27 protein-coding genes and 1 riboswitch are annotated in these 26919 nt (G+C 40.5%); of the genes, 15 read left to right on the forward strand and 12 right to left on the reverse strand.

Annotation, left to right across the window (positions count from 1 at the left end; translation table 11 throughout):
• Nucleotides 1-18 precede the first annotated feature (18 nt).
• The 3 genes from CH352_RS09885 (at nt 19) to CH352_RS09895 (ending at nt 2932) form a co-directional block, all read left to right on the forward strand.
• Nucleotides 19-630: a uracil-DNA glycosylase gene (locus tag CH352_RS09885; RefSeq protein ID WP_100705294.1), complete on the forward strand. Its 612-nt coding sequence runs from the start codon at nt 19-21 to the stop codon at nt 628-630.
• Between the two features lie 148 nt (nt 631-778).
• On the forward strand, nt 779-1735 hold the full coding sequence (locus CH352_RS09890) for a YjgN family protein (protein ID WP_100705117.1): 957 nt from the start codon (nt 779-781) through the stop codon (nt 1733-1735).
• Nucleotides 1736-1756: 21 nt separating this feature from the next.
• Nucleotides 1757-2932, forward strand: coding sequence for a M48 family metallopeptidase (locus tag CH352_RS09895; RefSeq protein ID WP_100705118.1), 1176 nt, complete (start codon nt 1757-1759; stop codon nt 2930-2932).
• A gap of 97 nt (nt 2933-3029) precedes the next feature.
• On the opposite strand, the gene CH352_RS09900 is transcribed toward CH352_RS09895, so the two are convergent.
• From CH352_RS09900 to CH352_RS09910, 3 genes are all read right to left on the reverse strand, one after another.
• The gene (locus CH352_RS09900; RefSeq protein ID WP_100705295.1) at nt 3030-3956 is read right to left on the reverse strand and encodes an alpha/beta hydrolase; all 927 of its coding nucleotides are present in this window, start codon (nt 3954-3956) and stop codon (nt 3030-3032) included.
• A 14-nt stretch (nt 3957-3970) separates the two neighbouring features.
• Complete coding sequence (locus CH352_RS09905; RefSeq protein WP_100705119.1) at nt 3971-5035, reverse strand: alpha/beta fold hydrolase; 1065 nt, start codon at nt 5033-5035, stop codon at nt 3971-3973.
• 78 nt (nt 5036-5113) lie between these two features.
• Entirely contained in the window at nt 5114-5827 is a 714-nt protein-coding gene (locus CH352_RS09910) for a fatty acid desaturase CarF family protein (protein WP_100705120.1), read from the reverse strand.
• 95 nt (nt 5828-5922) lie between these two features.
• Here CH352_RS09910 and CH352_RS09915 point away from each other — a divergent pair, with 95 nt between their 5' ends.
• Nucleotides 5923-8304, forward strand: a complete 2382-nt coding sequence (locus CH352_RS09915; protein WP_100705121.1) for a sensor histidine kinase — start codon at nt 5923-5925, stop codon at nt 8302-8304.
• On the opposite strand, the gene msrA is transcribed toward CH352_RS09915, so the two are convergent.
• Nucleotides 8298-8828 carry a peptide-methionine (S)-S-oxide reductase MsrA gene (gene msrA, locus CH352_RS09920; protein WP_100705122.1) on the reverse strand — a complete coding sequence of 177 codons (531 nt, stop codon included), beginning with the start codon at nt 8826-8828 and terminating at the stop codon, nt 8298-8300. The genes CH352_RS09915 and msrA overlap by 7 nt on opposite strands.
• 119 nt (nt 8829-8947) lie before the next feature.
• On the opposite strand from msrA, the gene CH352_RS09925 reads away from it, so the two are divergent.
• Nucleotides 8948-9385 carry a DUF1564 family protein gene (locus CH352_RS09925; RefSeq protein WP_100705123.1) on the forward strand — a complete coding sequence of 146 codons (438 nt, stop codon included), beginning with the start codon at nt 8948-8950 and terminating at the stop codon, nt 9383-9385.
• A 14-nt stretch (nt 9386-9399) separates the two neighbouring features.
• On the opposite strand, the gene CH352_RS09930 is transcribed toward CH352_RS09925, so the two are convergent.
• From CH352_RS09930 to ppnP, 6 genes are all read right to left on the reverse strand, one after another.
• A complete protein-coding gene (locus CH352_RS09930) occupies nt 9400-9819 on the reverse strand; it encodes a cyclic nucleotide-binding domain-containing protein (RefSeq protein ID WP_100705124.1) in 420 nt (139 codons plus the stop codon).
• Nucleotide 9820: 1 nt separating this feature from the next.
• Complete coding sequence (locus CH352_RS09935) at nt 9821-10351, reverse strand: Crp/Fnr family transcriptional regulator (protein ID WP_100705125.1); 531 nt, start codon at nt 10349-10351, stop codon at nt 9821-9823.
• An 89-nt stretch (nt 10352-10440) separates the two neighbouring features.
• Nucleotides 10441-10965 carry a hypothetical protein gene (locus CH352_RS09940; RefSeq protein WP_100705126.1) on the reverse strand — a complete coding sequence of 175 codons (525 nt, stop codon included), beginning with the start codon at nt 10963-10965 and terminating at the stop codon, nt 10441-10443.
• Nucleotides 10966-11152: 187 nt separating this feature from the next.
• Nucleotides 11153-11860 (reverse strand): universal stress protein, encoded by a 708-nt coding sequence (locus CH352_RS09945; RefSeq protein ID WP_100705127.1) that lies wholly within the window; start codon nt 11858-11860, stop codon nt 11153-11155.
• Nucleotides 11861-11952: 92 nt separating this feature from the next.
• Nucleotides 11953-12080, reverse strand: a riboswitch (cyclic di-AMP (ydaO/yuaA leader).
• Nucleotides 12081-12174: 94 nt separating this feature from the next.
• Entirely contained in the window at nt 12175-12867 is a 693-nt protein-coding gene (locus tag CH352_RS09950) for a TMEM175 family protein (protein WP_100705128.1), read from the reverse strand.
• A 37-nt stretch (nt 12868-12904) separates the two neighbouring features.
• Nucleotides 12905-13219: a pyrimidine/purine nucleoside phosphorylase gene (ppnP, locus tag CH352_RS09955; RefSeq protein WP_100705129.1), complete on the reverse strand. Its 315-nt coding sequence runs from the start codon at nt 13217-13219 to the stop codon at nt 12905-12907.
• A gap of 321 nt (nt 13220-13540) precedes the next feature.
• On the opposite strand from ppnP, the gene hrcA reads away from it, so the two are divergent.
• The 8 genes from hrcA to CH352_RS09995 all read left to right on the forward strand — a co-directional run bounded on the left by hrcA (nt 13541) and on the right by CH352_RS09995 (nt 20727).
• On the forward strand, nt 13541-14569 hold the full coding sequence (gene hrcA, locus CH352_RS09960) for a heat-inducible transcriptional repressor HrcA (RefSeq protein WP_008595457.1): 1029 nt from the start codon (nt 13541-13543) through the stop codon (nt 14567-14569).
• Nucleotides 14570-14599: 30 nt separating this feature from the next.
• Nucleotides 14600-15154 (forward strand): nucleotide exchange factor GrpE, encoded by a 555-nt coding sequence (grpE, locus tag CH352_RS09965; protein WP_100705296.1) that lies wholly within the window; start codon nt 14600-14602, stop codon nt 15152-15154.
• Nucleotides 15155-15250: 96 nt separating this feature from the next.
• Entirely contained in the window at nt 15251-17185 is a 1935-nt protein-coding gene (gene dnaK / locus CH352_RS09970) for a molecular chaperone DnaK (RefSeq protein ID WP_100705297.1), read from the forward strand.
• Nucleotides 17186-17192: 7 nt separating this feature from the next.
• Nucleotides 17193-18320, forward strand: coding sequence for a molecular chaperone DnaJ (dnaJ, locus tag CH352_RS09975; RefSeq protein ID WP_100705130.1), 1128 nt, complete (start codon nt 17193-17195; stop codon nt 18318-18320).
• A 21-nt stretch (nt 18321-18341) separates the two neighbouring features.
• Nucleotides 18342-19301, forward strand: coding sequence for a Gfo/Idh/MocA family protein (locus tag CH352_RS09980; protein ID WP_100705131.1), 960 nt, complete (start codon nt 18342-18344; stop codon nt 19299-19301).
• A 9-nt stretch (nt 19302-19310) separates the two neighbouring features.
• Nucleotides 19311-19865, forward strand: coding sequence for a YqgE/AlgH family protein (locus CH352_RS09985; RefSeq protein WP_100705132.1), 555 nt, complete (start codon nt 19311-19313; stop codon nt 19863-19865).
• A 2-nt stretch (nt 19866-19867) separates the two neighbouring features.
• Nucleotides 19868-20374, forward strand: a complete 507-nt coding sequence (locus CH352_RS09990) for a DUF2721 domain-containing protein (protein WP_100705133.1) — start codon at nt 19868-19870, stop codon at nt 20372-20374.
• Nucleotides 20375-20436: 62 nt separating this feature from the next.
• Nucleotides 20437-20727 carry a hypothetical protein gene (locus tag CH352_RS09995; protein ID WP_100705134.1) on the forward strand — a complete coding sequence of 97 codons (291 nt, stop codon included), beginning with the start codon at nt 20437-20439 and terminating at the stop codon, nt 20725-20727.
• 1 nt (nt 20728) lies between these two features.
• Here the strand turns inward: CH352_RS09995 and CH352_RS10000 are convergent, their stop codons facing one another.
• Nucleotides 20729-23269 carry an ABC transporter permease gene (locus tag CH352_RS10000; RefSeq protein ID WP_100705135.1) on the reverse strand — a complete coding sequence of 847 codons (2541 nt, stop codon included), beginning with the start codon at nt 23267-23269 and terminating at the stop codon, nt 20729-20731.
• A complete protein-coding gene (locus CH352_RS10005; RefSeq protein ID WP_100705136.1) occupies nt 23266-23985 on the reverse strand; it encodes an ABC transporter ATP-binding protein in 720 nt (239 codons plus the stop codon). The genes CH352_RS10000 and CH352_RS10005 overlap by 4 nt, the downstream gene beginning before the upstream one ends.
• A 302-nt stretch (nt 23986-24287) precedes the next feature.
• Between CH352_RS10005 and CH352_RS10010 the strand changes: the two genes are divergently transcribed.
• The gene (locus CH352_RS10010) at nt 24288-24476 is read left to right on the forward strand and encodes a hypothetical protein (protein WP_423789679.1); all 189 of its coding nucleotides are present in this window, start codon (nt 24288-24290) and stop codon (nt 24474-24476) included.
• Nucleotides 24477-24758: 282 nt separating this feature from the next.
• The coding region (gene leuS / locus CH352_RS10015) for a leucine--tRNA ligase (RefSeq protein ID WP_100733510.1) at nt 24759-26919 on the forward strand (2161 nt) is incomplete at its 3' end.

The raw sequence follows: 26919 nt of genomic DNA on the forward strand, positions 1-26919 counted from the left end.
TTATCGATAAGAGCTGGTATGAGTGAAACTTCGAAAGAACAAGAGTTGGAGATCCTCGCAAGAGAAGTGGCTCCTTGCGTTCGATGCAAATTGAATACAACTCGGACCCAGACCGTTTTCGGAGAAGGGAATCCGAATGCGGAAGTGATGTTCATAGGAGAAGGTCCAGGCAAACAAGAGGACCTGACAGGTAGACCCTTTGTAGGAAAAGCAGGAGAATTATTAACTAGAATTATAGAAAGAGGGATGGGAGTTTCGAGAGACAGGGTTTACATTGCGAATGTCACTAAGTGTAGACCAACTGTAGATCTAAAATTCGAAAAAGACAGACCTCCTGAAGACGACGAAGTAGTTGCATGTTCTCCTTTTTTACTCAGGCAAATTTCAATTATACAACCTAAAGTGATTATTACCTTAGGAAATCCTTCCACTAGGTTCATTCTGAGAACAAAAGAAGGGATCACCAAACTCAGAGGAAATTGGGGTGACTTTCATGGGATCCCTGTTATGCCTACTTACCATCCAAGCTACGTAATCCGCAATGGTGGTGAAAATAGTCCCTTAAAAAGAGATGTCTGGGAAGATATAAAAAAGGTCTTGGATAGGCTGGATTGGAAACGTCCGGGATAGAATAAATAGATCCGATATCCAAGTAAAAAGAAGTCTCTTGTAAATTTGTTTCTTGCAGATGGGAAAACTCGGATCTAATCTGACCCTCTATTTGTAATCGGGCGTATTCACCTGATTTTTGAATAGGGAACTCTTTCAGGAGAATCGAATGGAAAATTCAACGACTCGCGCCAAGTTTGACGGGGCCGGATGGGACCTATTTAAATTATATCTTTTTAATGCTTTAGCTACGATCAGTACTTTAGGTATTTATTCATTTTGGGCAAGAGTAAGGGTAGAAAGATATTTAAGACAACATACTAGTTTTTTAGGACAAAGATTCGATTTCCACGCTACCGGTTTGGAAAGATTTTTAGGATTTTTAAAAGCGGCTCCTATTGCAATCATCCTATTCTGCGCAATTAAATTCCCTTTACAATGGTGGGTCTTTACAGCAGAGCTTGAGCCTCTCTCAAACGTAATTCCGATCTTTCTTCTTTTATATATCTTGGGACCTTTTATTTTCGTTGGAAGATTGAGATATCATTTAAGTAGGACATCCTACAATAATATCAGATTCCATTTTGCGGGAAAGGTTCTGGAACTAGTCAAAATTTTCTTAGTTGGTATTCCACTTACGATCATCACATTAGGATTTTATTCTCCTTGGTTCACGATCCGTTTGAAAAGATTTCAGATAGAGAATACATATTATGGCAACGCAGGGTTTAAGTTTGATGGAACAGGAGGATCTTTATTTTGGATCCATCTGAAAGGTTTCCTTCTACTTTTACCTACACTTGGATTTTATGCATCTTGGTGGCAGGCGAATGTTTATAACTATTTTTGGAATCAAACCACTGTAAACGGGATCAGATTTAAGTCCAATTTAAAGGGAGAAGATATACTCGTTTATACCATTCTTTCCTATATGGCGATCTTGTTCTCTCTTGGTTTAGCGTTTCCCTGGATTGCAGTAATTTGGTATAAATTATTCTACGAAGCGATATCCTTGGAAGTGGAACCGGATCTGAGCCAGATCCAGCCTGAATTTGACAAAGGAGCTTCCGCATTGGCAGAAGGATTCGAAAGTTCTTTGGAAGCACTGGCAGATATATTCGATTAATTCCAGTCCAATAGAATACACATGAAAGATAAACTATACAATGGAAAAACCGCTATTCCTTTTGAAGGGGATCTGGTTCCTGAGAAAGACAGATTAGTCTTTCTTTCGGAACAGAAGTCCTTTAGTTTCCAATATTCTGATATTCTAAACTTAGATCCTGTAGGTAGAGAATTTAGAATAGAGATCCGGAATCCGGAAAATCCCGCGTATAGTTTCGTGGTAGTATTCTATTCAAAGGAAAGTTATAATTCTATTCTGGCTGGGAGAAAATCCCAAAATAAATTCCCATTTTTGAATGTTTGGCAGAATACACATTTTGCTCTTAAGCTAGGCGCATTGGCGCTAACTGCATTCTTGGCTTTTTCAGTTTATAATGTAGGGCTTTCTTACGCGTATTTTTTTGTTCCAACCAGTTACGATAAAAAACAATCAGAGGTAATGTCCGGATGGGTTCGAGATTATTTTTCTGAATGTTCTTCTCCTGCTTTAAAATCTACAATGAAGAAGATCAGCAAAAAACTGAAGGATGCGGATGATCCTTTTGATTACGATATTATTGTGATAGATGACGAGGTGTTTAACGCATTTGCTATGCCTGGCGGGACCATAGTAGTTTTCACTGAATTATTAAAAAAGACCGAAACTCCGGAAGAACTTGCGGGAGTATTGGCTCATGAGATGGCCCATATTCATAAAAGGCATGGTGTACGCAGACAAATACGTTCTGCAGGGAATGTTGTATTATTATCCTTAGGAATCGGTTCCGGTTTTGAAGGAGTAGACATGTTGGAAAACATGGATTCTCTTTACGAGGTCTTAAGCGTTACCATTTACGATCAAAAATTCTCCAGAGAATACGAATCCGAAGCAGATGAGATCGCTTTAGAAAAATTAAAAAAATCGAATGTAACTGGAGAAGGTTTCTTAACCTTTTTTAAGAGGATCCAAGAAGAATACGAAATTCCCGGGGAAAGCGAAGCTGAAGATGCGGCTAGTGATGATACAGTCAAAATCCCCGATTTTTTAAGTTCTCATCCTGCTACAGAGGACAGGATTGAATATGTGAAGAACATAATCTCTCATCCAGAATATCCTAAAGGAAAATTAGGAATTTCTAGCAAAGAATGGAATCGTACTAGACAACTTTGTTCGCCAGTTAAGCCTAGGAAAGAATTTAAGAATCCTTTGGATTTATAAGAACAATACCCTTATCAACCGGCTTGTTAGAATTCCAACAAGAGGCGTAATGCGATGTCGGAACTCCAACATCGCATTACCAAAGGTAGATCTTTTTTTATTCTCCCTTCTTTTTAGCTAACCAATCTGCGATCTTCTGATAAATATCCGAAGGTGCAGACTCGTGTGCGAATAAAGAAAGGTGATCGTAGTCAATTTTTCCGCCATTATCCCGTCCTGCTTCGAAGAACTGAGTGAATCCTCTTTTTCTGCGATAAACTGGATGAATGGATTCGGAAGTTGCAATATTGTCTAACTTGCCTGCCACAAATAGAGTAGGAAAATCCATTAACTCGAAGTCCGCCCAAACTTTAGGATTTTCTTCTAGCGAAGGAAGATAATTCCATAATGTTTGGTAAAGATATAAAGTTGTAGGATTGTCTTCGTCCAAAGAAATAAATCTAGAACAGAAACTATCCTTATTCTTACAAGAATTGGAAAGGTCAGTTCCGAATCGTTTCTCTTTTTTCATATCATCTATGAAACTATCGTTGTATTTATAATCCATTCCGGTTCCCAAAAAGAAAACCTTAGAGATTGCGGGATCTTTTTTGGATCGGATAAAATGAAGAATTGCCTGGCCGCCGACTGAGACTCCGCCTAAAATATAATCCTTACGATTGCTTAAGCCCTGTACCTGAGAGACCGCTTGGGGAATCAACTTTTCTCCCACTTCCTTCAGATCTAATCCAGGATATACTTCGAAATGCAAAAGGAAAACGGAGAATCCATTTCCGCTTAGCACTCCAATAAGTCCGTTATAATCTCCGAGATACAAAGACTTTTTATTCACAAGGATTGGATCCAAAAGTAGAACAGGTGGATAATCCGAACTGTGTTTTAGAAAGTTGGTGAGATATACGTTAGACGCTATATTTGCGGTCTGATTTTTGAAAGTTTCTTCCGTGATCACCGCATATCGAGTGCAGGAAAAAAACAGAAAAATGGAAAATAAGAAGAATATGATTTTATTTTTGAATTTCATTTTATGATCCGAAATTAATTTCTTTTGTTTAACCAATGGATGATTGTTGGAAACACTTCGTCATCCGCCTTCTTCCCTACGACTAAGTCAGTATGACCGTAATCTTCTGAAAAACCTTTTCCTTTAGAAAGTACGAATAAGGTTTTGTCTGTAGAACCTAACTGGTCATATACGTATCTGAGAGAGTATGTGAATCCTAACTTGTCTCTTCTGCCTGCAACTAATAGTACGGGGATCTTGATATTTCCGAAAGCTTGTGAATAAATGAGCTTTCCGTCTTCGGAACGAAATTGTCCTGTCTCCACGATCTTATCCATCTGTCTTGCTTCTCGTTTGGAAACTGTTGCGATGGAGTCGGTAAAAATCCCGGATATAATTTTAGGTTCTATGTTCGGCTGGTGCCAAAATACTTCTTCGAAACTTCTTTTAGGAAAGATAGGTAGTCCTGTTCCCCCTCTGACTCCGGACCAAGTTTCTGTCGGAACTGCAGGCCAGAGATTCATTGCCCATGTAAAGCTGGACCATAATTTTAAAACATCGGATGGAGGATCCATGATCGCAGGAGAACCGATCGCTACGAAGTTAGCTACTCTGTTCTCACCTAAGCTTCCTAGTCTTGCGTATTGGAGCATTCCTCCCATACTATGACCGATCCAGTTTACCTTTTCTTTGCCGGTGTTTTTTAGAACATATTGGATTGCTGCATCCGCATCTTGTTTTATATAATCATCGATGGAATAATCAAAAGTTTTATCTCCCCAGAATAAAGAAGGAGATCCTGCTTCTTGTTTTCCTCTCAACTCCAAAAGCCAAACATCGTATCCTTCTTTTTGAAGATGTGCTACTATGGACGACTTTTCATTGATCTTAAGATAGATACGATTCGCTATAAATCCGTGACAGAGTATCACAGGATATTTTTTATTAGCAGTTCCTTGCAAAGGAGGAAAATGTTCCAGAGTCAGGTCCCAACCATCAGAGGTCTTAGGGTGAAGGATCTCTCCTTTTAGCGCGATATTCGCGGAACAAGAAACGATTAGCGGTACGCATACGGAGAATGCGAAAAGAAAACGAAGCATACCCGCGATACTCCTCTTTGCCGAAATGGAATCAAGGAAAATTCAAAACTATATTTGAAGTAAAGAACGATGTTCGTACTAACCGATGCGGAGAAGATGTAGAAAGGAATTCACAGACTTCTTCACAGTTGGAAAGAATCGGATCTTATGAAGTAGCGGATTCCACCAACCTGTGGTAATACAAAAATACGTATCGTATGGAGCCGTATGATGTATTTTATGATGCTCAGGCGAAAGTATCCAACGCTTTTTTTGCATATATTTAATAACTTTGTTCGGTTCGTCTTGGTGGGCCCATTTATGGATCTGATTGGTGAAGAAGATCCCGATCAGAACAAGTATCCAAAATGTTCTCGCCCAAGGAAAAATCTCGCTCTCTAAAGGTGCAAAAAAGCAATACAGAAGAATGGGGAGAGAGACTAGACAATTATTTCCATTAGTCTCCACAAAATCATGTCGAGTGATCCCTTTAGGGTTTACATGATGATCTCTGAAGGGAAAAATAAAAGCCGGTCCTATATAAGGTGTGAATTCGTTCCCAAAACTATCTCCTAAAAAATGAACAAAGCCGGAAAAAAAGTCCGCAGTAATATAAGCTAAGAATAAGAGAGCTGCAAGTTCGGATAAGAAAATCCAGGGAGACTCCTGGAGAATAGACATAGATAACGTTCCGAACTCATACAGACATAGTCCGGAAAAAACTAAGAATAAAACGATACTTAGAACTTCCACGAGTCTATGGATCTTAAAGGGAGAAGGGAATAAAATTCTCAGTAAGTTCATGGTTCTCATTTACACATTTGTCCGCAGATTTGCAAAAGTTTTTTTAAATCCCGCTTTTCAATCTCGCCTAAGAAATTCTTATTTGAAAGTCCACGGCATCAAGAATGATTCTACGACGTCTTAAAAGATTGATTTATCCTCCATTATCCGCCGATCCTGAAAAAGACGTTTCGATCAAACTTCTTTATGGTCTAATGTATGTCACCTTCGCGGTCGCAGTATTATATCGGATCATTCATCCGCTCATTTCTGAAAAACCTAAGAACGCTTATTATTCTTTCTATATCATTCCAACTGCAGTGATCCTGTGCCACCTTCTTGCCAAATCGGGAAGGGTAAAACTAGGCGCAAATATCATGATCTTCTTACAATGGTTGGCCCTTTGTATCGTATCTATGAGAGAAGGTGGAGTTTATGCCACATCGTTCTCTCAATTTATGATCATTATAGTGCTCGCTTCTTTGATCTTGGGACAAGTTGGTGCACTATTCTATGCACTTCTCTCTTTTTTGACAGGGCTCTTAAGTATTTACTTAAAATCAAAGGGAATGATAGCGGCTCCAAATTATCCTTCGGGGGAATGGTCCGTATTTATTGGAAATTCCGTGGGCTTTTTTATGTCCTGGATACTGATGAAATTCGGTTTATCAGGATTATCTAAAATACGAGAAGAATTATCCAGGGCCCAGATCGATGCCAAGTTAGGCGCGATCACTCTTAATTTGGAAACTAAGGAATTAACCTTATCCAAAGAATACCTGATCATGTTGGGGAATAAAACCGCAAAAGGATCTATGACGATGTCGATGGATCAATTTTTGGAACGATATGTAGAAGGAGAAGATAAGGAAAGAATACCTGCTATTCTCGCAGAAGGAGCAAAAAATTTTAGTGATCCTTCTTATTCTACGGAATTTATTTTTAGAGCCAAGGGAGATGATGGCAAAACCAGATATATTTTAGCCAAAGGTAAATATAAGGATTCCATAATGGGTTATGGGACCGGCCAAGATATTACTGAAAAACATATTGCCGGCGAGGAGATAAAAGCCAGTCAGGAATTATTCTCCAAAGTATTCAAATTAAGTCCTTATGCTACTTCTATCTCTAATTTCGATGATGGAAAATATGTGGATATCAACGACGGTTTTACCGAGTTACTTGGTTTCACTCGAGAAGAAGCGATCGGCCGTACTAGCGTGGAGCTGGGCATATGGTTGAGTTCCGACGAAAGAGATTATTTTAAGGAAAAGATCAAGAGGGACGGATTTTTATATAACGAAGAAATAACATTCCAAGCCAAAGATGGGCGCCTTATCCGGGTGGAATTTTCCACCAGATTCACGACCATAGACGGAGAAACCCGTATGATCAATATGGCAAAAGATATTTCTTCCAAAAAAGAAGCGGAAGAATTAAGGGTCTTGAATAATGAAATCTCGGCTCAGAATGAATTGATCGCAAAACAAAAAGCGGAATTAGAATCTACACTTGAATATCTTCAAAAAACCCAAAATCAACTCATACTTTCCGAAAAGATGGCTTCGTTAGGACAGTTGGTTGCAGGGATTGCACATGAGATCAATAATCCTATCGGGGTGATCCGAGCAGCGAACGAATCGGTCAAAAACCATTTTGATCGCGTCTTAGATAGAATGCAGGAAGCTGCTTCCGTTTTGGAAAATCTTGGCAACGATGCTAAGATCGAATTCCAGACTTTATTAAAAAAAGGAAGGGCTTACCAAGAAATTATCCCTCCGAAAGAAGTGCGAGCTAAAACTAAAATTTTAGAATCTAGATTGAGGGAACTTCGAATTTCGGAAGCCAGAAATATAGCAGAGGGTTTAATAGAGGCCGGACTAGAAGCAGCTCTGGAAGATTTTCCGAAACTATTCGTCGGAGAAAAAATACAACAAGTGATCCAATATGCTTTGGATGAGATCCAAGCAAGCAGAAGTTCCAAATTGGTGGATATGTCCGTAGACAGGACTTCTAAGATTGTATACGCACTTAAAAATTTCTCTCATTTCAGCAATGGCGGACCGAAAGCTCCGGTCGATATCAGAGAAAGTATCGATACAGTTCTAACAATTTATCAAAATCAATTGAAGTCCGGAATAGAGATCATAAAAGAATATGAAGCCGGAATTCCGATCATCCAAGGATATTCAGACGATCTATTACATGTGTGGACCAACTTGATCTATAATGCAGCGCAAGCGATGGGATTCAAAGGAATTCTAAAAATAAATGTACATGACTTCGAAGGAAATCATATCTGCATTAAAATTTCGGATAACGGACCAGGTATTCCGGAATCGATCCAAGAGAGAATTTTCGAACCATTCTTCACAACCAAAGCTCCTGGGGAAGGTTCCGGATTAGGATTAGACATTGTAAAACGTATCGTGGAAAACCACGGTGGATCTATCGCATTCGAAACTTCTTCTAAAGGAACTGCATTCTTAGTGATCTTACCTCAGTGAGTTTTCTTTTTCAGAAATTTTTCTATCTTAGGACGGATCACGTAATGACAGTAAGGCTGTTCCGGATTTAGTCTGAAATAGTTTTGGTGATAATTCTCCGCCGGGAAAAATTTCTCCAAGGCAACTATCTCTGTTACGATCGGCGAAGCAAATTTAGGTCCAGCTTCCGTTCTAGAAGCTTCTGCGATCTCTTTCTGAGTTTGGTTTTCGTATAAGATGATACTTCTATACTGAGGCCCTTCATCATTGCCTTGTTTGTTCCTGGTAGTTGGGTCGTGTGCTTCCCAAAAAATTTCTAAAATGTTTTTGTAGGAGATCTTACTAGGATCAAATCCAACTCTGATTACTTCTGCATGACCTGTGAGCCCGGTGCAAATTGATCTATAATTTGGTGCAGGATCATGCCCTCCTGCATAACCGGAGACAATGGATTCTACACCATCTACCAATTGGTAGATGGCTTCAACACACCAAAAGCATCCTCCACCTAAAATTGCATATTCCAGATCTTTCTGTTCTGACATTCCATCCTCCTTTCTTATTAGATTTGATTCCGGTAGGAAAGTCCGAGCACGGAAACATTTTTCCGAATTTATCGCTAAAAAACGTAAGCGCCAAGCCCGTATCAGGACCGGGGACGAGTATGAAGTTCAAACTAATATTAAACCCCAAACCTATCAAAAGTAAATCTTGGAAAGTAAAGTCTCCCAGAGAATCCTTGCCGGTCTGCACTTTGATCCTTCCGGACAAATTGTATAAAAATTATCTGAAAAACTGGAACGGGTCCAGGCCGGGAGCCACATGTCTGAAAGATTTATTAGAACTTTACGGGCCGGATCTACATTTCCATGAGAAATTGAACCCGGACTCCGCATTGATGATGTATCAAAAAAAAGAAGGAGGCAGGCAGAAGAACTGGAGTCGCCTAAATTTTAGACCGGATTTGGAAGATTGGAACCTTTTAGGGAACTATGCGCGAAAACACGGAGTTTCCAAGTGTTACTTATTTACGTTTTTGTTAAGTAGATACTTTTCGGACATTCCTTCTCCGGAGATTTCTAAAAAGAAGAAGGTAGCCTGATCGGAAAATTACTCTTAACTACGGGTCGGATATGCTGTTTGTCCTGAACTTAATTTTGCGATCTCATCTTCTATAGAAACTAGTCTTTGGATTGTTGTATTTAGAAGGATCGAAAAAAATTTAGGATTTGTTTGTCCGATCCTATAGAACATTTCCTGATCCAAGATACCTATCTTTGCTTTTTCAGTGATCACTCTGGCAGTCGCCGCTCTAGGGACATTATTGATCAGTGCGATCTCTCCGAAAAAGGATCCTGGTTCTAAATTTCGGATCACTCTCTCTTCTCCATCATATGACTTTCTGATTTCCAATGCCCCTGTGAATACGAAGTACATCATTCCGTTGGAAGGATCTTTTTCTTTAAAAACTTCTTCTCCGGTTAGATAGGTCTTAACTGATACGTTATTGATGAATTCTAAAATATTAATTCCCATCTTATGATTCCTTATTTACTGCTGTTTCCGTGGGAGCTTCTTCTTGAGTAGTCTCGGAGTTTGTGGCTTCCAAAGTTTCCGTTTCGCTCTCTGCTATAGGTCCTTCGGTCGTTCTGGAACCTTCTTCTCTTTTATGGATCTCTGTATAAAGAGTTTCCAGTTTCATTTCTGCTCGATTCAGTTTTTCGAAAGTGTTTTTGAGAAGTAAAAGAAGGAATTGAGGACTTGTTTTTTCGAGTTTTTCGAAAACACCCTTATTCAGAACTCCGACCTTTGCAGAAGGAGAAAGCACTTGGACCGACATTGCTCTGGATCTTCCGGAAATTAAAGCAAGCTCTCCGAAAAATTCTCCGGGAAAAATTTCTTTGATGGACCTGTCTCCAGCTTCCGGGCGATTCTTACTGACTTTTAAATGTCCTTGGAAGAGGAAATACATGTTTCCGTCGGACTCTTCCCCTTCTTTGAATATGAAGGAATCTTTGGGATAAACTCGGGTAAAAACACTATGAACGAAGTCCAGAATGGTCGGCATTTCATTTAAGACGGGAAAAAACCTTTAGATCCAGAACGGATCCGAATTTTTTCAAAAATCGTTTTGAATGAGCCGTTCTTCGACAGGTTTCAGTCGAATCCGTCTAAACTGGCCATTGTTAGAAAAGAGAGCATAAAACTTATATAAACTATAATTTGAAATATTGCCGTAAAGATTAGATAAACGGATCTGAATTTTAAACCAATCGTTTTAGTCAGAAAATTTTCCCAGGTCGCTACTAAGACGATAGGAACGGCCATTAGAAGCTCAGGAATACTGATCTCCGTCTTAAACAAGCTTCCTAGTTTGGAGCCGATTAGAAATAACGCGAGGCTGACAATGCTGAAAAACAAAGCCTTAAGACTTCCTAAACCTTCTTGGGTCACTGAGAATTTTTCCAAAAATAGATTCCGAAAAGAAGCAATTCCTGCATTATATAAAATTAATACGGTAACTACCAACCAGATCAATCCTATGATTTCAGTATTTGTAGCAGAGGCTTGGCTTCTCTCAGTAGGAGAAGAATAAGTCATCACAAAAATGAATATCGATATGGCGGAGATTATGGATAGGATGAATAGAATTAGAACAGGATTTAAAATTTTAGCCTTCAAGTGCGCCTTCCGATTTCGGAAAGGATCAAACCTTCTATATTTTCAGGCAAGGAAAAGATAATATTAAGGAGAAAGACCGCCTATTTTCAGTAAGGCGGCAAATGCAAATAACGCGACCAAGAAGTTGGGCTCATAGTCAAAAAACTTATACGCTATGTATAAGTTTTTTAGAACTTAGATCCGATTTTCAATTCCCTTTTCTTAAAATTAAAAAGGAGAGTCCTTTCCTATCCAGTAAAACCGAGTGAAAGGACTTGTAAGTATTGTAGTCCAAAATTGCCAGGTTCTTGGTTTGATCTGCAGCAGCATTCAAAGAGAATGGAATCCATGGTTTGAACTGATTTGTTTGAGTTAGTCCAAACTCCGACTGATTGACTCCCGAAAGAACAGGGATCGGCTTTTCTATAAAAGTAGAAAGACTAGCGGAGAACGGGAAAAGGGGAGCAGAATCCAAACCTGGAGAATAGATAATCGGTTCGATTGGAGCAACCAATCCGTTATCCGCGAGAACTGCGATATCAAGTTCGGACAAATTCCTAAGCACATCTCCCACTTTTCCTCCGAGTAGATTTTCGGAAAATAAGGAACGCGCAGCGCCTAATAGAAGTAAGTCGATCTCTTTACTTTTTGCGATCTCTACTATCCCTGGAACAATCCAGTCCGAAGGAAATCCAACAGTTTCAAAACTGAATTCCGAACCGGCAGCTTCCTCTCTAACTGCTTGGAAAATTTCATCTTCTTCTAATATAGGGAATCCTTCCGATTTGGATTCCACTGAAACGACGTGTAACGCTACTATGGAAAGATTCTCTTTGGATTTAGAGAATAGGGCCCTTGCTAGCCCGAAAAGTTTTGCCCCCATCTTAGGGTTGGCAAACGAAATTAGGACTTTCATTTTCGCCTCCTAGGTTATAATTTCCCCGGAACTATTTCGTTGGATGAAAAAATCCCGAAGTCAGAATGAGCCGGGAAGATTGGGAGGAACTCCTGTCTTCTCTCCATGCTTACGAAGTTAGCTGACGGGCTAGGAAAGAGAGATTTCCCCCGTGAGAACGGTTAGCCCCAAAATTTGGGTCCTCCGCTCCGACTTCTGTCGGATTAAGCAGACTCTAAGCGAAGTGTAGCTAGAAAAACGAATTTGTCAAGTAGTAGATTGAAGTGTTTATTGACCGACTTCAATACAAGAAAAACAAACAGGCTCAGGTTTACTCAAGCCGGTTTTCTTTTTCGGAACAACCAAGTGGTCGGGACCAAATACATCAGGATCAATATCACAAATCCTGCGATACTCAACCATACGTTTATGAATGCGAGAAGAGTTACAAAAGAGTAAATATACGGACCTTTTATAAAATGTTTAGAGATCATTTCTATCTCTGCAAGATCCGCTTCCGGATTTCTGAGATATTCTTTTTTAACTCCGTATCTCCAGACTAAATTGAAAGGAATTCCTCCCAAGGCAACCCAACCACCATAGATCAAAGCAGCAATTTTTGAATTCTCATTGCCCAAAAGAATATATTCTCCCAACATTTCGGAGCAAAAAGGGATAATGATTATATTCAATAAAAGTAAATTGTTCAGTATGGTTAAGTTGTGATCCACATACTTTACATATCTGAAAATCGTATGGTGATTAGTCCAAACAACCGTGATGATCATAAAGCTGATCAAAAAACTTAAATAAGCGGGCCAAGCTTCTCCCAAGGCAACTAGTAGATTTTTGGAACCGATCTGTTCGGGAGTAGGGATCTTTATTTCAAGCGCCATTAGAGTTAATGCGATCGAAAAGATCGCATCGCTATAAGCAACAGTCCGCCCTGATTCGGTCAAAACGGGAGTAGGTTGTGAAGTTGCAATGGTCTTGACTTGCTTTTTCGATTTAGTTTTTTTAGCAGCCATCTTTCCCTAAAAGTCGGATTACCCCGACTTCTATAGATTATTTAATATAGGAACAGCAATAGTCGCTTAACTTTTTAACATTCAGTTTGAATTTGGAATTTGCAGGAACTTCAAAAGATTGTCCTCCTTTGATTTCCTTCCATTCAGGATTTCCAGGCAATTGGACCGAAAGATCTCCATCTAGAATTTCCATAATTTCTTTATCGTCGGTTCCGAACTCGTACTCACCAGGCATTAGGATGCCGAGTGTCTTTTTTTCTCCATTAGAGAATAATACAGTTCTACTAGTGACTTTGCCGTCAAAGTATACGTTTGCTTTTTTGATTACTGTTACGTTCTCGAATTGTTGCATTATAGAATTAAGCTCCGAAACTAAAATTTAGAGCGAATCATAGAACGATACCAAATAATTTCTTAAAGGAGAGGCCGTTGCCTTCGAAAACCAAGTCTCGTCCAGTTGACCTTCTTCTTTCGATTTAAAAGCAGGAAAGTAGAAGTTCCTATGTTTGGAAACTCAATCTGCATCCCATAAGGGACAAATTTTTAAACATTTTTTCTGTCAACCGGCCTCAGGGACTGCTTAAAATCCAAAATTCTTGACTTTTTTAGAATCTTTCGGAAACTTGAGAGATACTTTGGCACTCTAACATGCAGAGTGCCAATAAGAATAGCTATGGAACTATCCCAAAGACATAGGATGATCCTGAAGGCCACGGTGGACGAGTTTATCCAAGAGAACCGTCCGGTTGGCTCTAAAACCTTATTCGACAAACATGATATTGGTTTGTCTCCGGCTTCTATCCGTACCGTTCTTAAGGAACTGGAAGAGATGGGATATCTGGCTTCTAGGCATACTTCTGGAGGAAGGATTCCTACAGAGATAGGCTATCGATTCTATGTGGATTCGTTGGTGGTTCTTTATGAGCTAACCATTAAGGAAAAACAAAGGATCCAGGAAGAATACCTGAAGATGCAGTTCAAGTTGGATCAGATCTTGAAGGCAACTGCAAGTGTTCTCGCTAGTCTCTCTAATTCTGCGGGGGTTGTTTTAGGACCGGCCAAAAGTTTGGACACTCTCAAACATGTGGAATTGATCCATGTTCATGGAGACGAGGTCTTGATGATCATGGTAATGCGCTCCGGAGCTGTCTTAAACCGGAATGTATTCTTGGATCGAAATTATAGCCAAGAAGAGTTATATCAGATCTCAAAGTATCTGAATGATAACGCAAAGGGTTATGATATGTTCGAGATACAGGAGAAGGTGATACCTTCTCTATTATTGAGAAAGGATGGACCATTAGATTTTTATAAAGTGTCTGGAGTGATCTCCGCTGCAATGACGCCGGATAATTCCGAAGTGTCTTTATATATCGATGGTCTCAAGAATTTATACGGAAGATTTAAGGATGAAGAGGAAAAACTCAACCAGGTTCTCTCCCTGCTGGATGATAAAAGATTCCTCACTGGAATGTTCGGAGATTATTCCGAACATGATGGAGTGTATACCGTCATAGGAAAGGACGGAGACGGAAGAATGGGTGGTGTGAGTATCATCACTTCCGGATATAGGATGGGAGAAAAAAGGATAGGCGCTATGGGAATCATAGGTCCCCAGAGGATGGATTATCATAGAGCGCTTCCACTTGTGGATTTTACTTCGAAACTAGTTTCGGAGATGATCACGCGTATTAGTAAGTAGTAACGAACCATGCAAGGAAATGATAGAGAGATGAGTCAAGAAGAAGCGGTCGCGGCACCTACCGGAGAAAATTCGGATGATTCCCAAAAACCGGAAAGCGTAGAGGAAACTTTACGTAAGGAATTAGAGGCTGCAAAAAAAGAGATCGAATCCTTAAAAGATTCTTGGACCAGGGAAAGAGCCGAGTTCCAGAATTATAAGAGAAGGTCAGCACAAGAATTTTCTCATATTAAGAGGGAAGCTGTAAAATCTCTGGTAACGGAATTTTTGAACCCTATCGATAATTTGGATCGTGTAGGTTCCGGCGTAACTGTAACGGAAGAATTAAAACCTTTCGTGGACGGAGTAACAATGATCTTAAAGGAATTTTATTCCGTATTGGAGAAGTCGAATGTGTTCAGACAATATCCTCAAGGAGAAACTTTTGATCCGACTTTAATGGAAGCATTGTCTTCCGAAGAAGGGGATCAATACAAGGAAGAAACTGTGATCGAAGTCTATCAGGCAGGATTCTATATTAAGGAAAATGAAGATAAGTTTTCCTTAAGACCTGCAAGGGTAAGGATCGGAAAGCCCAAAGCTTAATGCTTTGGGTCTTAGGCGCCTGGCGCCTTGAATAAAACGAATTAAATCATGAATGACCGCCGAGGGAAGGCTCAGATGGCGGAAGGAGAAACCAAAATGTCAAAAGAGAAGATTATCGGAATCGACTTAGGGACCACAAACTCTTGCGTTTCCGTTATGGAAGGTGGGGACCCGGTAGTGATCCAAAACTCCGAAGGTGCTAGAACTACTCCGTCTATCGTTGCTTTTACTGCGAAGGGAGAAACTTTGGTAGGCCAATTCGCTAAGAACCAAGCTATTACCAATGCGGTAAATACAATTCGTTCCGCAAAAAGATTTATAGGGCGTAGATTCAACGAAGCTGAACAAGAGATGAAGCACGTTTCCTATAAAGTGATCCGTAGCGGAAACGACGGATTAAAATTCGAGACCGCTACCGGAGAGTTCACTGCTCAGGAGATCTCTGCTCGTGTTCTTCAGAAAATGAAACAAACTGCGGAGGATTATCTTGGCCACAAAGTAACCAAGGCAGTGATCACCGTTCCGGCTTATTTCAATGACGAACAACGTCAGGCCACTAAAGACGCAGGAAGGATCGCAGGCTTAGAAGTGGAAAGGATCATCAACGAACCTACCGCTGCCGCACTTGCTTACGGTTTTGATAAGAAGAAGAGTAATGCAAAAATCGCTGTTTACGACTTAGGAGGAGGAACTTTCGACGTTTCTATCCTTGAGTTGGGAGACGGAGTATTCGAAGTAAAATCCACTAATGGTGATACTCACTTAGGTGGAGACGATTTCGATATGGTCATTATGGAATGGATGATCGAAGAATTCAAAAAACAATACGGGATCGATATCTCTCAAGATAAGAATACCGTACAACGTTTGAAAGAAGCTGCTGAGAAAGCAAAAATCGAACTTTCCGGAACCATGTCTACTCAAGTGAATCTTCCGTTCATCACTGCTGATGCAACCGGACCAAAACACTTGGATATGAATCTTACAAGAGCTAAGTTCGATCAGTTGACCGGTCGTTTGGTGGAAAGAACTCGTATTCCATGTGAGAACGCGTTACGTGATGCTGGACTAAAAGCTTCCGACATCGACGAAGTGATCTTAGTGGGAGGTTCCACTCGTATTCCTTCTGTACAAGAACTTGTAAAAGGAATTTTCGGAAAAGAACCGAATCGTTCCGTAAACCCTGACGAAGTAGTTGCAATCGGTGCGGCTATCCAAGGCGGAGTTTTAGCTGGAGAAGTTTCGGACGTTCTTCTTTTGGATGTTACTCCACTTTCGCTCGGTATCGAGACTTTGGGCGGCGTAATGACCAAGCTGATCGAAAGAAACACTACGATCCCTACTAAAAAATCTCAGGTGTTCTCTACTGCTGCGGATAACCAAAATGCGGTTTCTATCCATGTTCTCCAAGGAGAAAGGGATATGGCTGCAGGTAACCGTACACTCGGAAGATTCGATTTGATCGGGATTGCACCTGCACCAAGAGGAGTTCCTCAAATCGAAGTTACATTCGATATCGATGCGAACGGTATTGTGCATGTTTCTGCAAAAGATCTGGGAACAGGTAAAGAACAAAAGATACGTATCGAATCTTCTTCCGGACTAAGCGAAGACGAGATCTCTAAAATGGTAAAAGATGCAGAAGCTCATGCCGCTGCAGACAAAGCCGCTAGAGAACTTGTGGAAGCTAAGAATGAGTTGGATACGATCACTTATTCTTTAGAAAAAGCGGTTACTGACGCGGGAGACAAACTTTCCGACAGCGAAAAACAATTGGCGAATGACGAGATCAAACGTGCAAGAGAAGCGATCGAATCAGGAGATATCGGTCGTATCAATGCTGCGAAAGAGTCCATCACTAAGAGAGCTTCGGAGATAGGTTCTAAGATCTATTCCCAAGGCGCTCCAGGTCAAGAAGCAGGTCCAGGGCCTAACGGTGCGGGACCAGGAGAAGGCGCTGACAATTCCCAAGCTAAGGAAGAAAAGGTCGTGGACGCCGACTATACCGTAGTGGACGATGAGAAAAAGTAACTAAGACATGAGTGACAAAAGTTACTACGATATCCTCGGAGTTTCCAAAACCGCGACTGACGAAGAGATCAAGTCCGCGTATCGGAAGTTAGCTATTAAATATCACCCTGATAAGAATCAGGGTGATAAAGCTGCGGAAGAGAAATTTAAGGAAGCTACCGAGGCCTACGAAGTTTTAAGAGACGCCAATAAACGTCGCATGTACGACCAGTACGGCAAGGCCGGGGTGGGTGCAGGCGCTCAAGGCGGATTCGGAGGAGGAGCATATACTGACTTCTCCGATATCTTCGGTGATTTCGGAGATATTTTCGGCGACTTCTTCGGAGGAGGAGCGGGAAGAGCTGGGGGCGGTGGAGCTCGCAGATCCGGTCCTCAACGCGGTTCAGATCTTCGTTATAATCTAGAAGTTTCCCTCGAAGACGCTGCTCTAGGCAGGGAATATAAAATCGAGATCCCAAGATTAGAAACCTGTGTGGATTGCGGAGGTTCCGGTGCAAACAAGGGAAGCACTCCAGCTACTTGTCCGGACTGCGGTGGTTCAGGACAGATCCGTAGATCTCAGGGATTTTTCTCCGTGGCAACTACGTGCGGCACTTGTCGTGGAAAAGGAACAATCATCTCTAATCCATGCAAGACCTGTCATGGACAAGGCCTAGTAGAAAAGAGACGTACTATCAATATAAAGATCCCACCTGGTATCGAATCCGGCAGCAGACTAAAAGTTTCCGGAGAAGGAGAAGCGGGACCTAACGGTGGTCCTCATGGCGATCTATATGTGGTAACACATATTAAGAAACATGAATTATTCGAACGCCAAGCAAACGACTTGATCTTAAATAAAAAGATCAGCCTAACCCAAGCAATCTTAGGGGGAGATATAGAAGTCCCAACTATAGACGGCAAAAAGGTGAAGATGAAAATTCCGGAAGGAACAGAGTCAGGCCAAGTGTTCCGTTTAAAAGGTCATGGCATTCCGTATCTAGGCGGATATGGAAAAGGGGACCAACATGTGATCGTGCGCATCGAGATCCCTAAAAAACTGACTAGACGACAAAGAGAATTGATCGAAGAATTTGCCCGTGAGTCCGGAGAATCCATTTCCGGTTCCAAGGGTAAGATTTTTACGAATAAGTAATATTCACAAAAAGGAATTTTCATGACTAACAAAGTCAAGATCGGAGTTATCGGGACAGGCCATATGGGCCAATACCACGTAAACGTGGCGAAAACGTTAAGTGACGCAGAGCTGATCGGTATTTACGACTCTGATTCCGAAAGAGCCACTCAAATGGCGGAAAAACATAAAACTTCCGCCTTCTCCACTGTAGACGATCTGATAAAACATACTGATTCTGTGATCATCGCTGTTCCTACATTCTTGCACCATGAGATCGGTAAAAAGGCGCTTCTCGCAGGTAAACATGTTTTGGTAGAGAAGCCGATTGCAGAAACCTTAGAACAAGCGAAAGAGTTAGTGGACCTTGCTTCTAAAAACAATCTGGTCTTACAAGTCGGTCACGTTGAGCGTTTTAACGGTGCGGTCCTGGAGCTCGGAAAGATCGTGACTGAACCTTTGTTGATCGAATCCAGAAGATTAGCCCCTTTTAATCCTAGAATTAAGGATGTGGGAGTAGTTCTGGATATGATGATCCACGATATAGATATCGTTTTGAATCTAGTAAAATCTCCCGTCAAATATCTAAGTGCAGTGGGGACCAAAGTGGTTTCCGGTCACGAAGATATAGCATCCGTTATTCTTCATTTTGAGAATGGCGCGATCGCGAATATTTCCGCGAGCAGAAATACACAATCCAAAATTCGGACCCTAAATATCACTCAAAAAGACGTGTACATCACATTGGATTTTAGCGACCAAGAGATCGAACTTCATAGACAAGCCACTTCGGACATTCTTCTAAGGACCGGAGAGATCAAATATCGCCAAGAATCCATTGTGGAGAAGATCTTCGTTCACAAGGATAACCCGTTAAAACAGGAACATGAACATTTTGTAAAATGTATCCGGAAAGAAACGGAGCCTTTAGTGGATGGAAGATCCGATATCCAAACTCTGGAGATCGCGTACAGAATTTTGAAAGAGATACATAAAAACTGATCGGGCAGTATGGAAAACGGATTCGGCGGAAAAGTATTAATCTCTAATTCATCTATCGTAACGGATTATTTCAATCGTACCGTGATCCTGATGGTCGAACACGATCAATCAGGTGCATTCGGTCTAGTGCTGAATAAAAAGATGGATGTTGCGTTAAGCGAAGTGATCCAAGGAATTCCGGAAGGAATAGACGGTTCTTCTCCGATCTACTCCGGAGGTCCCGTGGATCCTACATTTGTCTCCATTCTTCATGATAATCCTAAATTAAAACAACCTGGGATCGAAGTCATACCTGGAGTGTTCCTCGCCAGAAGTTTCGAAGCTCTGGTGGAGTTATTAGAACATCCTGATAAAACCAAGTTTAACGTTTACCAAGGATATTCCGGTTGGGGAGCTTCTCAACTAGAAGGAGAGATGGAACGTAAATCTTGGGTGGTTCACGATCCAAATGCTGAGTGGATCTTTACGGAAGACCCGGAAGCAACTTGGCAAGAAGCCTTGAAGAGTAAAGGTGGATTGTATAAGTATTTCGTGGAACATACGAAAGACCCGATGTTGAACTAGGCATGATCTCTTCTTTGATCGGAACGGAAATTTTAGCGGCAATGATCGCTCCGGCCGTTTTAATTTCGGCCAGTGCTAGTTTGATCTTTTCTACAGCGAATCGTTTGGGTAGAATATTCGATCGAGTTAATTTACTTAAGAATGAGATAGAAGGTGTCGTGGATGGAAAACTTTCTTTTCCGGAAGAACGACAAGCTTATCTCAGAAGACAATTAAAGATCCAAAAGAAAAGAGCAAATCTGATCCAAAGATCCATGGCTGCTCTTTATACTGCGACTTTGTTTTTTGTTTCTTCCAGTTTGAGCTTGGGGATCATAGTAGCCATTTCCAGCCCGGCTTCTTGGGTGGCGACAGGACTTGCATTGATCGGCGGAATTTTCTTGTTTATCGCAAGCGGTCTTTTACTGTACGAAAGCCGTTATAATTTGAATTTTATCCAAGGTCAGATAGAATTTGCAGAATTTCTGGAAGATAAAGTGGAGAAGAAGTCCGACAACTTCCAGAAATAAGTAAAAGCCCGGTTTTAAAAAAGATATCTTGGAGTTCTGGGTCGAGGATTAAGGAGTTTCATTTGAAAAAGGTTCTATATTCACTTTCTGTCATATTCTTTTTTGTGTCCTTAGGATTTACCCAAAATCTTTCCGCAGACGGTTGTTATCTTTGTTCCGTAAATAGTTCAGACGCTTGCAGAGACTATTGCAGATTTTCAGGATCCGATTCTTTCGATACTAGGAAACGTTGTGAAAATAAAGGATGTAAGATCACAGGAACCGCGGCCTGTCCGACCGCTTCCAATTATAAGGTTTGTTCCGTAAGATCGGATTCTAAACCGGAAGATTTGCTAGCTGGTAGCGCGAAATAGGTTAAATTTCCTTCAGATACAAAGTAGGGCTTCTTCTCCATTCGTTCCTTAAAGCTCCGAAATACATTCCTACTACTGCAATGTTCAGAGAAATATAAAAAATCCCAATCTCCAACCAAGGAACGCTTGCCTGTATCTCGAATATGATCTCAGACATATAGGAAGAAACTCCCCAAACCAAAACGAAAGCCAATACGAAGGAAAGGTTTGCTAAAAGTAAAGACTCCGCTAAAAAATATTTTCGTAAGAATGTTTTGGTTCCACCTATGATCCTTAGAAGAGAAGTCTCTTCCAATCTTTCCTTTCTGCTCAATTCTAAGGAAGAAAGTATTAATAGCAGAGAAGATAGAACGATTAATCCAGTCATCCAACGGATCGCAAAGGACATCTTTTCTAAAATCCCTAAGAAAGATTGAACTGCTTTTTCAGTATCTACGATCGTAAGATTCGGGAATTCGTTGGATAATTCTTTTTGGAGAGAATATCGAGAGTCGGAGGATCCCAACAAAAACGAACTTAAGTAAAACTTAGGAGCTTTTTCCAAAATACCTTTTGAAAATAGTACTACGAAGTTCGGCCTCATGTCGGACCAATTGACCGTCCTGAAATTTCGGATGGTTCCTGTGACTTCTACTCCGCCAATGGAGAATGAAAGCTTATCTCCTAAATCCACCTTTAAATTTTTGGAAAATTCTTTTTCGACTGAGATCTGGTCTTCTTCTCCTTTTCTCCAGAAATCTCCATCAGTGACATTCTCTGTAGGATATAAATTTTCTCTATAGGATAAGAAATATTCTCTGGTCCTTGCAGTGGACCTCCAATCTCTTCTGAGAGCGGAAAGTTCCATATCTTCTTTTTTAACAAGCTCTCCGTTTACATGAGTGAGCCTTGCTCCAATCACAGGTGCGGTTAAAAGTTTTTCTACTTTATACTTCTCTGCCGTTTGTTGGAAACTTTCCAGTTGTTCCGGCCGTATATCCAACACGAACATATTCGGTCTTCTTTCCTTGTCTTTTGCTCCGCTATATTCTAATAAGCTATCGCTTAAAAAAATACTGAGTAATAATACAAAAACTGAAGAACCAAGTCCAACGGAAACCCAAGAAAGTCCCGTTCTAGGTCTATCTAGTTTTCGTAATGCCATTCTTACACTTGCGGAGAATTCAGACCTTTGTAATAAAAATCGGATCACAAAACGAATTCCTAAAATTCCAAGATATATAACTACAGGCAAGAAGAGCAGAGTTGCGCAAAGAATTAGTCCTTTGATCCAATCTCCTGTTTCCCACCAAGCTAATACGAAAAATAATCCGAATACAGCGATGAATGAGATCGACTGTTTGAATTTCAGTTTTGGAACAGAAGAAAGTTCATTTGCAAAATCAGATTTAAGAGCATACATCGGACTTAGGTTACGAGTAGTGGAAAGACTTTCCCACGCGGAAACTAATGGGACTACCCATGCTAGCACGAACGCCCAGAAAAATGCTTTTAGATCCGGGATCAGCTTTGGTTCAAAAAGAAATTCTTTATCCGCCATATTCGGGATCTGAGTCTGTAGGAAACTTCCGAATAAAAATCCACATATAGCGCCAATCGTGGATAATATTAGAAGTTCAGAAAGTACAAGACCTAAAACTAGGTTAGGCCCAGCACCTAAACACTTATAAACTGCGAATGTAGTGGATTTTGATCTTACTACAGCTCTGCTTGTGAGAAGTATAGAAATTCCTCCCAAGAAGAATGCGCATAATGCCAATAAGGAAAAGAAATCCAATGTATTCGTAAGGAACTTCTGGGATCCTGAGTTTGCTTCGGTGCTTTCGTATAAGATCAGATCATTCTTTGCGAATTCTGAAAATTTACTTTTTTTGAATGCATTTGCATCTGTTCCGTTCGGAAGAAGTATGGGCACCTGGTAGCTGATCCGGGAACCTCTCTGCTCTAATCCTGTTTCGGCTAAAGATTCCTTTTTTATAATGGAACTAGGCGCCATGGAGAGAAAATTTCCTGCCATTCCCGGTTCTTTTAAGATACTTCCCTTTAAAACAAAATTACTTTCTCCTAATTGAACCTTTGAACCGATCTTAAGTTTTAAATTTTTGATCAGTCCGCTTTCTAAGAGTATTTCTCCAGGTCTTAATTTACGAAAAAGGCCTTTGGGTTCCGTCTCTAATTCTCCAAAATATGGATAATCGCCTCGGATCGCCTTGATCAAAGATAAACTGGAATCCTGGGAATTAGGGTTTCGGAGCATAGAAGGGAACTGCACTAATTCGGATAATTTGCTTCCTTTTGGCAATTCCTTGGAAAGAAACGCTGTTTGTTCCGAGGTGAGCGGAGAAGGGCTCGTAACCACCAGGTCCGAACCCATGATGTTTTTGGCTTCTCTGATAATCGAAGATGTAAATTGGTCCCTATACGAATGAACTGCAAGAACAGCTCCAGTTCCGATTGTGATTGCAAGAATGATCTGTAAGGAAGAGGTCTTTTTAGAAAAGATTTCTCTGAACATTACCCTTAGGAAGAATCTGATATTCATTTTTTCTTCCTGGATGCGGTCTTCTTAGCAGTTACTTTGGGCTTTGCACCGCTCAAAATTACTCCATCTCTCATTTCTAAGATCCTATCTGCCATAGAAGCGACCTTAGGATCATGAGTAACAACTAACAAAGTAGATTTACGGTCTCTATTCAGTTGTTTTAGAAGAGACATTATGTTCTCACCATTCTTCTTATCTAAGTTTGCAGTAGGTTCATCAGCAAAAAGAAGTTTAGGTTCATGTATAAAAGAACGGGCGATAGCTACTCTTTGCTCTTCTCCCCCAGAAAGTTGGCTTGGAAAGTTATGTGCCCTATGCGCGATACCAACCTTCTCTAACCAATACATAGCTTTTTCATGTATCACTTTTTCTGAAAGGTTTGTTGTCAAAGCAAGAGGAAGAGAAACGTTTTCTAAAGCATTTAACGTCTTGATCAATTGAAAGTTTTGGAATACAAATCCTATTTGTTCTCCTCTGATCTTTGACAATTCGTCTTCTGATTTGTCAAAGAGAGATATTCCATCTAACGATACTATTCCTGAATCAGCTTTATCTAATCCAGCTGAAACTGCGAGTAACGTGGACTTGCCTGAACCGGAAGGTCCGATCACAGCAACGAATTCACCAGACTTTACCTGGAATGAAACATCTTTTAATACATTAAATGTTTGGTCTGCAACTGTGTAAGACTTGTTTAAGCCTGATATAGATAACAAATTATCACCTTCCTTTCGTTTTGACTGACCTAAACTCGGCACTTGACAGGAAATTTATTTTTACCTGAAAAAAACCGAACTTGAAAATCTATTCCAAATAAAACCGCGCTCAGAATTTTTTTCAAAAAAATTGCAGTCATTTTCACAAACTTCCAACCTAATTTTTTTTGACTCTAGAGTGAGCCGATTTTATAAAGTAACTCTCGACGTACGGAGAGAAGTTCCGAAAGCAAGAATCAATCTTCGGACTTATTTACACTCCGTAAATAAAAAGATAATCGATGGAATTTTCTGGGAGCAAAATGCAATTATTAGCAGTGACGGATTTGAACGAAGAAGAAGCGGAACTTACCCAAGCGCAAAGTAAGCACTATACATGTAAAGGATGCGGTAAAGAAACACCGAATCTCTTTCAGTACGACCTCTGTCGAGATTGTTTGAACCTAACATTTCGTCGACTTATCAAGGTTATTGACTCAGTACGTAAATAAGTCAGATTCTCATCCAATATTTTTGTCCGTTTTCTAAGCAAGAGCTTAGAATTTCACTCCCAGAGAAAGCCGGTTTCCCTCCGGCTTTCTTCATTTCGGACCCAAATTCAACTCTTTGGTTCCCTATAATTTAAAAACACTTCTTCTAGTAACAAATCCTAATGGCTTTTTTCTTCTTAAAAGTAAGGAAACCTTTCTAATTCCGAATTTTCAGCTCTATAATAGCCTTCCAGTATAACAAAAAAGAATTGGATTCTAGGCCCGAGGAAAAAACTTCACGGTATGGACTATCCGTTTCGGAAAATTGAATCAAAATGGCAAGACTACTGGGAAAAAAATTCTTCCTTCCGAACGGATCTACGCTCTTCTAAACCAAAGTTCTATTGTTTAGATATGTTTCCTTATCCCTCTGGTGCGGGATTGCACGTTGGTCACCCTGAAGGTTATACCGCTACAGACATTATTTCTCGTTACAAAAGAATGAAGGGTTTTGAAGTTTTGCATCCAATGGGTTGGGATGCGTTCGGCCTTCCTGCAGAAAGATATGCAATGCAGACCGGGATCCATCCTGCTATCACTACAAAGCAGAATGTGGACAATTTCAGAAGACAGATCAAATTGATCGGTCTTTCCTATGATTGGGACAGGGAAATTTCCACTACAGACCCGAAATACTATAGATTTACCCAGTGGATCTTCTTGAAATTATACGATTCCTGGTATGATCCAAAGGCTTCCAAAGCTAGACCAATCTCAGAATTAGTCCAAAAGCTCGAATCCAAAGGTTCAGAAGGGTTTGAGGACCTCGAAACCTTCTCCGCAAAAGATTGGAAAGAATTTTCAAATGCAAAGAAAGAAACCATACTTTCCGGATTTCGCTTAGTATATCAGGCAGAAATTCCAGTAAACTGGTGCCCAGGCCTCGGAACAGTTCTAGCAAACGAAGAAGTAGAAGAATGGGTTGGAAAAGGATACGAAGTAGTTCGTAAACCTATGAGACAGTACATGATGCGTATCACTGCATACGCAGAAAGATTACTAGAGGATTTATCTTTAGTTTCTTGGCCAAGCTCTACGCTTGAGATGCAGAAGAATTGGATCGGAAAGAGTGAAGGTCTGGAACTTATATTTCCTTTTGAACCTTCTTCTCCGCAGACCGGCATCAAGGTTTATACCACTCGTCCTGATACCGTATTTGGGGTAAGTTATATGGTGCTTGCTCCGGAACATCCTTTGGTGGATTCAATTACTTCCAAGGAACAATGGGAGAAGGTTCAGGAATACAAAAAGGTTTCCGCTTTAAAGAGTGATCTGGATAGAACGGAACTTTCTAAAGAGAAGTCCGGTGTATTCACTGGGGCTTACGTTTTAAATCCTGCTGATCCTTCTAAAAAGATCCCAGTGTGGATTGGTGATTATGTTCTGTATGGTTATGGAACCGGCGCTATCATGGCGGTTCCTGCTCATGATCAAAGAGACTATGAGTTTGCAAAAGCTTTCGGGTTGGATATACTACAAGTAATCGAAGGTGATCTTTCTCAGGGAGCTTTCGATTCTAAAGAATCAGTTTGTATCAATTCTTCTTCTTCCGAAGTTGCAATCAGTGGTCTGAAATATAAGGAAGCATTTTCCAAAATTGCTGATTGGGCGGAGAAGAAAGGAATCGGAAGAAGGAAAACCCAATTCAAACTAAGAGATTGGTTGTTTGCCCGCCAAAGATATTGGGGAGAACCTATTCCTTTAGTTCATTATCCTTCCGGAGTGACAAAGGCGATCCCTGAGTCCGAACTTCCATTAGAACTTCCTAATTTATCTGAATTTAAACCTTCCGGAACTGGAGAATCTCCTCTTGCCTTAGCAGGGGATTGGTTGAAATACAAAGATCCTGAAACAGGTGAGATCGGAACCAGAGAAACAAACACGATGCCTCAGTGGGCAGGTTCTTGCTGGTATTATTTACGTTATATAGATCCGGAAAATCCTGACAAGTTTGTGGATGCGAATCTGGAAAAAGCTTGGATGCCAGTGGATTTATATGTTGGCGGAGCAGAACATGCAGTTCTTCACTTATTGTATTCTCGTTTTTGGCATAAGGTATTATTCGATTTAGGTTATGTAACTACTCCTGAACCTTTCAAAAAATTGGTTCACCAAGGTTTGATCTTAGGCGAAGACAAAAGAAAAATGTCCAAGTCTTTAGGGAATGTGATCAATCCTGACGAAGTGGTTACGAATTTCGGAGCGGATAGTTTACGTCTTTTTGAAATGTTCATGGGACCATTCGAAATGGTAAAACCTTGGAGCACAAGAGGTGTAGAAGGTGTATTCCGTTTCTTAAATCGTGTCTGGAGATTATATCATTCCGGCGCTGAAGAATCTTTCCGTTTGGAAGATATTGAACCGAACGAAGACGAATTAAAGATACTTCACAGAACTATCAAAA

This window comes from Leptospira hartskeerlii (assembly GCF_002811475.1).
GTDB classification, from domain to species: domain Bacteria; phylum Spirochaetota; class Leptospiria; order Leptospirales; family Leptospiraceae; genus Leptospira_B; species Leptospira_B hartskeerlii.